Genomic DNA, 10,801 nt, shown 5'->3' with positions numbered 1-10,801 from the left:
GGTTGTGTCTCCAGTTCTTACAGTCTGTTACTAGCTAGTTTCTTTCGTAATATTGCGTTTGTGCTGAAAATTAGAGGAGTCGAGGAAGTGTTTCGACGTTATTTAAATGTCACTAAACCTGGCATTATCATGGGCAATTTGATCTCTGTCGCGGGGGGATTCTTGCTAGCCTCTCGCGGTGATATTGACCCATGGTTAATGATCGCAACCTTACTAGGGTTATCTTTAGTAGTGGCATCAGGATGCGCGATCAATAACGTAATTGATCGTGATATTGATGTTGCTATGGCGCGCACTCGCAAACGCGTCACAGTAACTGGCGAAATGTCAGCAAAGGCGGCTATGGCACATGGCATCGTGCTTGGTGTTATTGGTTTCGGGTTATTAGCTGTGTATACCAACGTAGTGGCACTCTTATTTGCTACTTTTGGTTACGTCATCTACGTAGGTGTGTACAGCTTATATATGAAACGTCGTTCTGTGTACGGCACCTTTGTAGGAAGTTTATCTGGCGCAGTACCGCCTGTAGTTGGTTATTGTGCCGTAACTGGGCAGTTTGATGCTGGTGCTGTGATTTTATTGGTCATGTTTAGTCTATGGCAAATGCCTCATTCATATGCAATTGCAATCTTTCGTTATAACGACTACCAAGCGGCCAGAATTCCTGTGTTACCAGTAGCGCAGGGGATCGAGAAGGCAAAGCATCACATTGTTTTATATATCGCCGTGTATGCGTTGGTTGTGATGTTATTAACCATTAGTGGTTATACAGGTTTAGCCTTTATGGCTGTAGCTTGTACAACGAGTTTTTGGTGGTTGCTAATGGCGCTTCGTGGCTATCGTCGCAATATTGATGTAAGCGGCTGGGCGCGCCAAGTGTTTGCTTTTTCAATTGTAAACATCACGGTTTTGAGCATAGCGATGGCTTTAGATTACCATTCGGTAGCTCCACAGCTACTTGTTTTAACTTAGAAAAAAAGTTGCTAACATATCCCAATGTTACAGTAGCAAAGGCCCGGTTTTTTCTCCACCGGGCCTTTTTTCTTTGTTGTTTTTAAAATCGAGCAGCTTGCTCTACTACAATGCCATGACGAGCCGCTAAACGGCGATGGTCTTTATCATAACCACCACCAATCACGGTTGCGACAGGTACATTGTGCTCAAGGCAGCGTTTGAGAACTAAATGGTCGCGTTGTGCTATCCCTTGCCAGCTTATATCAAGTTTTCCTAAGCCATCTTGCTGCCATACATCTACACCTGCATCATAAAGTACTAAGTCTGGGTTTAGGGTGTTTAATAAATAACTCAGCGTATCGTCAACAACGCCTAGGTATTCACTATCAGCGACATTCGGTGCTAAACCTATATCTAAATCGCTGGCTGATTTTCGAAACGGAAAATTCTTTTCACAGTGAATAGAGCAGGTATAAGCATAGGGCTGATGCGCCAGCATTGCTGCGGTACCATCACCTTGATGAACATCTAAATCAAAAATAAGTATATTGGTTACTTCACCACTTTTTATCAGGGTTTCGCTGGTGAAAGCGAGGTCGTTTACCATGCAATAGCCTGAGCCAAAATCAGTATGAGCATGGTGAGTGCCTCCCGCTAAGTGGCAAGCAATGCCATGTTTAAGAGCTAAGCGTGCTGTTTGTAAGGTGCCCAGAGGCGCAGTAAAGGTACGTGCCATCAGCTCTTTTGACCAAGGTAAGCCAATACGGCGCATCGCTTTTTCATCTAAGCGGTTGTGCCAAAGGTCGTGGATATAGTTTTCGCAGTGCACTAACTCAAGGGGCTCAGGGCTGCCAAGCATCGGTTGAGTTAGGTTGTCATTTATTAATCCAAGACTTTGTACATGCTCATATAAATAAGCAAACTTACTCATCACAAAGCGATGGTTAGGATCGAAACTAAACGAGTAATTTGGATGATACACCAAGGGTAAGTGGGGATTTAACTGCATAGCTTATTAAATAGCTGAATTTGCTACAGCATAACGAATCTAACGGCAAATGTTTACTCTGGCGCGTGAATTAAATGAGCTAACTCGCGATGTAATAATGCCTCATCACCCAGATTTAGCTCAATCAATCGTTTTAAGTGAGTAATACTATCAATATCGATATGATCGCAGCGAAGGCCTGCATGCTGATGCTCAACATGGCACAGCTCCACTTGCATTTTAATCTCGATAGTTGACTCTGGTAGGGTAAAGATTAAGTCAGCTTTACTATGAATAGGCACTAAAAATGAATCACTTTTAGTAATGAGCGCACCTTGCAAAGATAGATCAAGTAACTGACAGTGATAGTCGTTATCTTCGATACGAAGGACCGCAGGGCAAGAAAATAATACCCGCGAAAACTCTCTGCGTTCATTCATAGCTGTATCTCCAACTTTAGTTACTTAATAGTATAGATCATAATGGAGTGAGTGATAGCAAAGCTTAATACAACAAAAAAGCCCCTGAGTAGGGGCTTTTTGAGTATCAGCTAATTAGCCAATTTTTTTGTATTTAATACGCTTAGGTTGTGCCGCTTCTGCGCCTAAGGTTTTCTTCAACCACTCTTCGTATTCTGTGTAGTTACCATCGAAGAAGTTAATTTGGCCTTCATCACGGTAATCAAGAATATGTGTAGCAATACGGTCAAGGAACCAACGGTCATGCGAGATACACATTACACAGCCAGGGAACTCTAAAATAGCGTTCTCAAGTGCACGTAGTGTTTCAACGTCTAGGTCATTGGTTGGCTCATCCAGTAGTAATACGTTACCACCAGCTTTTAGTAACTTAGCTAGGTGTAAACGGTTGCGCTCACCACCTGATAGGTCTTTAACGAATTTTTGTTGGTCGTTACCTTTGAAGTTAAAGCGGCCAACATAGGCACGGCTTGGGAATTCAAAGTTACCAATTTTTAATACGTCTTGGCCGTTAGAGATTTCTTGGAAAACAGTGTTGCTTTCGTCCATGTCGCCACGGAACTGATCAACCGTTGCAAGCTCAACAGTGTCACCAACAATGATCTCACCGCTATCTGGCGTTTCTTCACCACTTAGCATTTTGAATAGCGTTGATTTACCCGCACCATTGGCACCGATAATACCTACGATAGCGCCTTTCGGCATTGCAAAGTTTAAGTCATCGATTAATACACGTTCGCCAAAGCTCTTCTTCAGGCCTTTCACTTCGATAACTTGATCACCTAAGCGTGGACCCGGTGGAATGAATAGTTCATTCGTTTCGTTACGCTTTTGGTAATCGTTTTGCTGAAGCTCAGAGAACTGTGCCATACGTGCTTTAGACTTAGCTTGACGGCCTTTCGGGTTTGAACGAACCCATTCAAGTTCTTGCGCGATTGATTTTTGACGTGCTTTTTCAGATTTCTGTTCTTGTTGTAAACGTAAATCTTTCTGCTCAAGCCACGATGAGTAGTTACCTTCCCAAGGAATACCTTCACCACGGTCAAGCTCTAAAATCCAACCTGCTACGTTATCTAAGAAGTAACGGTCGTGGGTTACAGCAACCACGGTACCTTCGTAGTCGTGTAAGAAGCGCTCTAACCAAGCAACTGACTCAGCGTCTAAGTGGTTGGTCGGTTCGTCAAGGATAAGCATATCTGGTTTTTCAAGTAGTAAACGACAGATCGCAACACGGCGACGCTCACCACCCGAAAGGTGTTCAATTTTTGCATCCCAAGGTGGTAGGCGTAATGCATCAGCTGCACGCTCTAACACGTTGTCGATATTGTGACCATCGTGCGCTTGGATGATAGCTTCTAATTCGCCTTGCTCTTTCGCAAGTGCATCAAAGTCAGCACCGTCCATTGCATACTCGTTGTATACTTCATCAAGGCGGTTTAGTGCATTTTTAACTTCGCTTACTGCTTCTTCTACTGTTTCGCGAACTGTTTTGCTTTCGTCTAGTACAGGTTCTTGCGGTAAGTAACCGATTTTAGTGCCTGGTTGAGGGCGAGCTTCACCTTCAAAGTCTTGGTCAACACCAGCCATAATGCGAAGTAACGTTGATTTACCTGCACCGTTTAGACCTAGCACACCAATTTTTGCGCCTGGGAAAAAGTGTAAAGAAATATCTTTTAAGATAGTGCGCTTAGGTGGCACAACCTTAGAAACTCGACTCATCGAGAATATAAACTTATCTGGTAACACCATGAAAGGAGCCTTCAATTTATAAGAAAAATTAACAGCAAGTATTGTATACCCAAACTACCTCAAAATACAGAATTCAGCGTTTATGATAGGCTTAACATCAAGGTGTTATTTACTCAAAGAGTCATACATTTTAATTAATGACCACTCAGAAATATCACTTCATTTGGACATCTAAACATCTAGAGGTTGAAATTTCTAACTATCCGTTCATAATTAGCAGTCAGATAAGTATGCTCGGAGCCAGCTATGCCCATTACAGTAAAAGATGAATTGCCTGCCATTGCAAAGTTACGTCAAGAAAACGTGTTTGTTATGCCAAAAAGTCGTGCTAAAACGCAAGAAATCCGCCCAATGCGTTTGGCCATCTTAAACTTAATGCCAAACAAAGTTGAAACCGAAGTGCAGTTTATTCGCTTGTTAGCAAACTCACCGCTGCAAGTTAATGTTGAGCTGTTGCGCTTAGATACTCATCGCACCAGTAGTCACTCTGAGCAGCACATGGATACGTTTTATCGCTATTTTTCAGAAGTGAAAGATAATAACTATGATGCCATGATCATAACGGGCGCGCCGCTTGCTCATTTAGAGTATGACGAAGTTGCTTACTGGGACGAACTAAAAGTTATTTTAGATTGGGCAGAGCAGCATGTGACGTCTACGCTATTTTCGTGTTGGGCGGCCCATGCTGGGCTTTATCATCACTATGGCCTTAAACGTGATCTGAAACCAAACAAATTAAGCGGTGTTTTCACCCATAAAAGCTATTTTGAGCACGCAGCGCTAACGCGTGGCTTTGATGATACCTTTTTAGTGCCACATTCTCGTTATGGTCATATTGATATCGATAAGATCACTGCCTGCGAAGAGCTGGTAGTATTAGCCGGATCAGAGCGAGTTGGTGCCTACTTAATTAAAAATAAATCAGGTAGCCAAGTGTATATTACTGGCCATCCAGAGTACGATGCTCATACCTTAAAAGGGGAGTATTTACGCGACCAAGAAAAATCAGCGGATGCGCCTAAGCCAGAAAACTACTTCCCTGACGATAACCCAGACAACGAACCGTCGAAAACGTGGCAAAGCCATGCCTTTTTATTGTTTTCGAATTGGTTAAACTATTATGTGTACCAAACTACACCGTATGATATTAACTTAGTTAGCCAAGATGTAAGGACTAACAACTATGCCGAGTAATGCAGTGAATAAACGCGAACAATTAAACGAGGCGCTAAAACAGCGAATTTTAATCCTCGATGGCGCGATGGGCACCATGATCCAAGAATATAAATTAGAAGAACAGGATTATCGCGGTGAGCGCTTTAAAGATTGGCATGTACTTATTAAAGGCAATAACGATTTATTAAGCCTAACTCAGCCAAAAATCATTGCTGATATTCACCGTGCTTACTTAGAAGCCGGTGCCGATATCATCGAAACGAATACCTTTAATGCCACGACTATTTCGATGGAAGATTACGACATGGCGAGCCTTAGCCGCGAAATCAACTTCGAGTCAGCGAAGCTTGCACGCAGCGTGTGTGATGAACTTGAAGCAAAAGATCCTAGCAAACCGCGTTATGTAGCCGGTGTACTTGGGCCAACGTCAAAAACCTGTTCTATTTCACCAGATGTAAATGATCCAGGTTATCGTAATATCAACTTTGATAAGCTGGTGGCGGCGTACGTTGAGTCAACACTGGCACTGATGGAAGGTGGTGCTGATCTTATTTTAATAGAAACCATCTTTGATACCCTTAATGCAAAAGCGGCTTCGTTTGCCGTAGAAGAAGCATTCGAGCAAGCTGGTCGTAGTTTACCTGTGATGATCTCAGGCACCATTACCGATGCCTCAGGCCGAACTTTATCAGGGCAAACCACAGAAGCATTTTATAACTCAATTCGCCATATTAAACCGCTATCAATCGGCCTTAACTGCGCCCTTGGCCCTGACTTACTGCGCCAGTATGTTGAAGAGTTATCGCGCGTTTGTGAAACCTTTACCTCGGTGCATCCAAATGCAGGTTTACCGAACGAGTTTGGCGAATATGATTTAGAAGCTCCTGAAATGGCCCAAGAAATTATTGATTGGGGCAAGTCTGGCTTTATCAATATTGTAGGTGGTTGTTGCGGCACCACACCGGCTCATATTAAGGCGTTTGCGAAAGGCCTTGAAGGTGTTAAACCTCGCCAATTACCTGAGCTTGAAGTGCGTATGCGCTTATCGGGCCTTGAAGCGTGTAACTTAAACTAGGAAACCGACATGACTGACCAAATTGCTGTATTTACTAACGTCGGTGAGCGTACCAATGTAACAGGCTCGGCTAAGTTTAAGCGCTTGATCATGGAAGAAGATTACGAGACCGCTCTCGATGTTGCCCGTGAACAAGTAGAAAATGGCGCGCAAGTAATTGATATCAACATGGATGAAGCCATGTTGGACTCGAAAGCGGCGATGGTAAAGTTTTTAAACTTAATTGCCTCAGAGCCTGATATCTCAAAAGTACCTATCATGGTCGACTCATCTAAATGGGAAGTGATTGAAGCAGGCTTAAAGTGTATTCAAGGTAAGGCCATTGTAAACTCAATTTCACTTAAAGAAGGTGAAGAGCCGTTCATCCGCCAAGCTAAGTTAATTAAACGCTTTGGTGCTGCTGCGGTTGTAATGGCGTTTGATGAAACCGGGCAAGCAGAAACTGCTGATCGTAAGTTCGAGATTTGTCAGCGTAGTTATAAAATACTCGTTGATGATATTGGCTTTCCGCCAGAAGACATTATTTTTGACCCGAACATTTTTGCCGTCGCAACGGGCATTGAAGAGCACGATAACTACGCTGTTGAGTTTATTGAAGGTACGCGCCGAATTAAGCAAGGCTTACCGCACTGTAAAGTGTCGGGTGGTGTATCGAATGTGTCGTTCTCGTTCCGTGGTAACAACCCAGTACGTGAGGCTATTCACTCTGTGTTTTTATACCACGCGATTAAAGCGGGTATGGACATGGGCATTGTAAATGCGGGCCAATTAGCGGTTTACGACGATATCCCCGAAGAGCTGCGTAAAGCTGTAGAAGATGTGATCCTCAATACCGACCCAGGTGCCGGTGAACGACTTGTTGAACTTGCACCAAAATACTCTGGTATGGCGCAAGCAGAGAAAGTAGAAGATTTAGAGTGGCGTACTTGGCCTGTTGAAAAGCGCCTTGAACATGCGCTAGTAAAAGGCATTACCGAGTACATCGACGAAGATACCGAAGAGTGCCGTAAGAGCAAAGCTAAGCCTATCGAAGTGATTGAAGGCCCGCTTATGGACGGCATGAACGTAGTAGGTGACTTATTCGGTGCGGGTAAAATGTTCTTACCTCAGGTTGTTAAGTCAGCTCGTGTGATGAAGCGCGCAGTTGCCTATCTTGACCCTTTCATTGAAGCTGAAAAAGAAGAGGGCGCTACCAATGGTAAAGTGGTTATGGCAACCGTTAAGGGCGACGTACACGACATTGGTAAGAATATTGTAGGCGTGGTACTGCAATGTAATAACTACGAGGTTATCGACCTTGGTGTGATGGTGCCGGCAGAGAAAATCTTGCAAACCGCCATTGACGAAAAAGCCGACATTATTGGTTTATCAGGGCTTATTACCCCATCACTTGATGAAATGGTGCATGTTGCGAAAGAAATGACCCGTCGTGGTTTTGAATTACCGCTACTGATTGGTGGTGCAACAACCTCTAAAGCGCATACTGCGGTTAAAATTGAGCCTCAGTATGATAAAGGTGTGGTTTATGTAAATAATGCCAGCCGCGCTGTAGGTGTGGTTTCTAATTTATTGTCGAAAGAGTTAAAGCCAGCATTTTTAGAGAAAACCAAGGCTGAGTATGAAAAAGTACGTGAACAACAAGCACGTAAAAAGCCGCGCTCAAAACCCGTTACTTTACAGCGTGCTCGCGACAACGCTATAAAACTCGATTGGGACAACTACACGCCACCTGTACCGAAAAAACTGGGTGTGACTGAGTTTAAAGATGTTTCGATTGCGACGTTAAGACAGTATATCGACTGGACACCTTATTTCATGACGTGGTCAATTGCTGGTAAGTACCCACGTATTCTTGAAGATGAAATTGTAGGTGAACAGGCTAAAAGCTTATTCGCTGATGCTAATGCAATGCTTGATGAGCTTGAGCAATCAGGTGCGCTGCAACCTTTAGGTGTCATTGGTTTATTCCCTGCAAACCGAGTAGGGGATGACATTGAGATTTACACCGATGAGTCGCGTACAACGCTTTTAACTACATCGTGTCATTTACGCCAACAAACTGAAAAAACCGACTTTGCTAACTACTGTTTAGCTGACTATATTGCGCCTAAAGGAACTCCTGACTACTTTGGTGCGTTTGCGGTTACCGGTGGTCTTGAAGAAGACGACCTTGCCGATGCCTTCGATGCTAAGCAAGATGATTACAATAAGATTATGGTTAAAGCCGTTGCAGACCGTTTGGCTGAGGCATTTGCAGAGTACTTACATGAGCAAGTGCGTAAAGAGTATTGGGGCTATGCGGTAGATGAAAATCTATCGAACGATGAACTTATTCGTGAAAACTACCAAGGTATTCGCCCAGCGCCAGGTTATCCGGCTTGTCCTGAACATACAGAGAAGAAGAAAATCTGGCAGTTACTTGATACAGAACAGCGTATCGGCATGAAGCTAACAAGTTCATACGCAATGTGGCCGGGTGCGGCGGTTTCTGGTTGGTATTTCTCTCACCCTGAAGCTAAGTACTACGCAGTGGCGCAAATTCAAAAAGATCAGGTTGAAGATTACGCTAAGCGTACCAACATGACTCTTGCAGAAGCCGAGCGTTGGTTGTCGCCTAATTTGGGCTATGAACCAGAATAATAACCTTTAGTTATTAGCTTTTGTTTAAATTAAAAACGAGCCCCCAAATGGCTCGTTTTTTTATGCTCATTTTTTCATACTTTTTTCTTTTTAATTGCTTTAATACTGGCAAATTCCTTCTATTTTAAATATTTGTGTTAAAGTTATACCAATTCGCTTAATAAAGTGGTCTATTTTGAGGCAATAAAACCTCGTTGATAACAAGGCAAAAATTTCGTTATTTAGTTGTGCTCGGCAATTGCTCCTGCATTGCTCTACCTTCTGCATCCATGCAGTCGTAAATTAGAAATTATTAACGCAGGTAGCGACAGGTTTAATCCCTCAAAATGATTAAGTATTATTGCGGATTGGTATTGTTGAGATTGATCAAGAAATCTAAGGTGAAATTGTGATTGATACAGTGAATGCAAGTGACAAAGATAAAGCACGATTTTTGCGTGTTTTTGCATTTATTGGTTCGATCACCTCGTTTTTAATGGCGATCACCAGCTATCAAGATGATTACCACACCCTGAGCTATTTATTGATTATTGGCGGCTTTGTGTTTGCCTCACCTTTCGTTATTAAAAATCGTGACGAAACCATAGCAATACTTATGCTGTACGCTCTCTATTCGATGATGTGTTTTTTAATCGTCTCAGGAGGTAGTAATGGCACGGGGCCATTGTGGCTGTTTATTGTATCTCCTGTGACATTTTTTATTCGTGGCTTAAAGCGCGGAGCGTTCGATCTTATCTTGCTTGCCATTATTATTTCGGTGCTTTTCTATTTTACCGATCAATTTGGTTATTACAGTTATCCGAGTCACTACTTTCCTACACGGGTCATGCTGTGTTTCTCGATTTTATGTATTTTGGCTGGCTTCTACGAATATTACCGTAACAAATACAGTTTGCAGTTAATGGAGCAACTTAAGCTTAATCAAAAGCTTGCTCGCACTGACGCAATGACAGAACTCGCTAACCGTCGCTACGCAACTGAATGTTTGCAAGATAAGCGCTTTGGCGAAGGGGCTGTGTTCTTGCTGATGGATGTTGATAACTTTAAGCAAATCAACGATACCTACGGTCATCAAGTGGGCGATGAGGTGCTGATATTTTTCGCTGATGTATTTAAAAACGTGTGCACAGAAGAAGATGTTATTTCCCGTTGGGGCGGCGAAGAGTTTTTAATTGTGATCCCAACAGGGCATGAGCTTAGAGCTAGAAAAGTCGCTGAAAAAATTCATAAGAAGCTTGCTGAAAAGCCATTTACGAGCGGCCAGCATCGTTTTCATGTTACCTTAAGTATTGGCTTGTACGTGCGCGTCGTTGATGAGAGCATGGATCATTGCTTAAACATTGCTGATAAACGGCTTTACCGCGCTAAATCGCAAGGTAAAAATCAAACGGTTGCTGAGGTAGATTTAGCAAAGCATGAGCCAGCTTGATAAATAAAGCCGCAATTAGCGGCTTTATTGATTGCTCAAATTAATGGCTTTTTTCAAAGTCGCTGACTTCACGTTCAGCTTCTTCCTTTGATTTACCGTATTTTTGCTGAAGTTTACCAACCAGCTCTTTACGGCTACCTTCAATTTTATCTAAATCATCATTGGTAAGGTCACCCCATTTACGTTGTGCTTTACCTTTAAGCTCTTTCCAGTTGCCTTCTAAACGATCGCTGTTCATCATAATCTCCTTACTCTGTTAAACATTCACCTTAGTAAGAGCAATCGCTGTACCAATTTGGTGAAACTTATTA

At 42.8% G+C, this 10,801-nt stretch carries 9 protein-coding genes; 5 read left to right on the top strand and 4 right to left on the bottom strand.

Annotated elements, in window-relative coordinates; all coding sequences use genetic code 11:
* Window positions 1-87 precede the first annotated feature (87 nt).
* Window positions 88-972, top strand: coding sequence for a heme o synthase (gene cyoE, locus NO991_RS16835; RefSeq protein ID WP_054554292.1), 885 nt, complete (start codon window positions 88-90; stop codon window positions 970-972).
* 82 nt (window positions 973-1,054) lie between these two features.
* Here the strand turns inward: cyoE and NO991_RS16830 are convergent, their stop codons facing one another.
* The 3 genes from NO991_RS16830 to ettA all read right to left on the bottom strand — a co-directional run bounded on the left by NO991_RS16830 (window position 1,055) and on the right by ettA (window position 4,170).
* The gene (locus NO991_RS16830) at window positions 1,055-1,963 is read right to left on the bottom strand and encodes a histone deacetylase (RefSeq protein WP_054554293.1); all 909 of its coding nucleotides are present in this window, start codon (window positions 1,961-1,963) and stop codon (window positions 1,055-1,057) included.
* Between the two features lie 53 nt (window positions 1,964-2,016).
* Window positions 2,017-2,382 carry a PilZ domain-containing protein gene (locus NO991_RS16825; RefSeq protein WP_138600217.1) on the bottom strand — a complete coding sequence of 122 codons (366 nt, stop codon included), beginning with the start codon at window positions 2,380-2,382 and terminating at the stop codon, window positions 2,017-2,019.
* Window positions 2,383-2,496: 114 nt separating this feature from the next.
* Window positions 2,497-4,170 carry an energy-dependent translational throttle protein EttA gene (gene ettA / locus NO991_RS16820; protein ID WP_138600221.1) on the bottom strand — a complete coding sequence of 558 codons (1,674 nt, stop codon included), beginning with the start codon at window positions 4,168-4,170 and terminating at the stop codon, window positions 2,497-2,499.
* 246 nt (window positions 4,171-4,416) lie between these two features.
* Here ettA and metA point away from each other — a divergent pair, with 246 nt between their 5' ends.
* From metA to NO991_RS16800, 4 genes are all read left to right on the top strand, one after another.
* Window positions 4,417-5,364 (top strand): homoserine O-succinyltransferase, encoded by a 948-nt coding sequence (metA, locus tag NO991_RS16815; RefSeq protein ID WP_300362176.1) that lies wholly within the window; start codon window positions 4,417-4,419, stop codon window positions 5,362-5,364.
* On the top strand, window positions 5,354-6,421 hold the full coding sequence (locus tag NO991_RS16810) for a homocysteine S-methyltransferase family protein (RefSeq protein WP_228482651.1): 1,068 nt from the start codon (window positions 5,354-5,356) through the stop codon (window positions 6,419-6,421). The genes metA and NO991_RS16810 overlap by 11 nt, the downstream gene beginning before the upstream one ends.
* A gap of 9 nt (window positions 6,422-6,430) precedes the next feature.
* Window positions 6,431-9,061: a methionine synthase gene (gene metH, locus NO991_RS16805; RefSeq protein ID WP_300362171.1), complete on the top strand. Its 2,631-nt coding sequence runs from the start codon at window positions 6,431-6,433 to the stop codon at window positions 9,059-9,061.
* Window positions 9,062-9,449: 388 nt separating this feature from the next.
* Window positions 9,450-10,490 carry a GGDEF domain-containing protein gene (locus tag NO991_RS16800; protein ID WP_300542730.1) on the top strand — a complete coding sequence of 347 codons (1,041 nt, stop codon included), beginning with the start codon at window positions 9,450-9,452 and terminating at the stop codon, window positions 10,488-10,490.
* 40 nt (window positions 10,491-10,530) lie between these two features.
* On the opposite strand, the gene NO991_RS16795 is transcribed toward NO991_RS16800, so the two are convergent.
* Entirely contained in the window at window positions 10,531-10,728 is a 198-nt protein-coding gene (locus NO991_RS16795; RefSeq protein ID WP_138619436.1) for a CsbD family protein, read from the bottom strand.
* Between the last annotated feature and the right edge of the window lie 73 nt (window positions 10,729-10,801).

This window comes from Pseudoalteromonas sp. DY56-GL22 (assembly GCF_041414715.1).
Taxonomy (GTDB): domain Bacteria; phylum Pseudomonadota; class Gammaproteobacteria; order Enterobacterales; family Alteromonadaceae; genus Pseudoalteromonas; species Pseudoalteromonas simplex.
Note: the sequence above shows the minus strand (reverse complement) of the source record. Positions and strands in the feature narration are given on the sequence as shown.

What these genes read in the sequence shown, in the direction of transcription:
- metA (WP_300362176.1), top strand. Translation starts at nt 4,417, where the DNA reads ATGCCCATTACAGTAAAAGATGAATTGCCTGCCATTGCAAAGTTACGT.
- NO991_RS16830 (WP_054554293.1), bottom strand. Translation starts at nt 1,963, where the DNA reads ATGCAGTTAAATCCCCACTTACCCTTGGTGTATCATCCAAATTACTCG.
- NO991_RS16825 (WP_138600217.1), bottom strand. Translation starts at nt 2,382, where the DNA reads ATGAATGAACGCAGAGAGTTTTCGCGGGTATTATTTTCTTGCCCTGCG.
- NO991_RS16795 (WP_138619436.1), bottom strand. Translation starts at nt 10,728, where the DNA reads ATGAACAGCGATCGTTTAGAAGGCAACTGGAAAGAGCTTAAAGGTAAA.
- NO991_RS16810 (WP_228482651.1), top strand. Translation starts at nt 5,354, where the DNA reads ATGCCGAGTAATGCAGTGAATAAACGCGAACAATTAAACGAGGCGCTA.
- ettA (WP_138600221.1), bottom strand. Translation starts at nt 4,170, where the DNA reads ATGGTGTTACCAGATAAGTTTATATTCTCGATGAGTCGAGTTTCTAAG.
- metH (WP_300362171.1), top strand. Translation starts at nt 6,431, where the DNA reads ATGACTGACCAAATTGCTGTATTTACTAACGTCGGTGAGCGTACCAAT.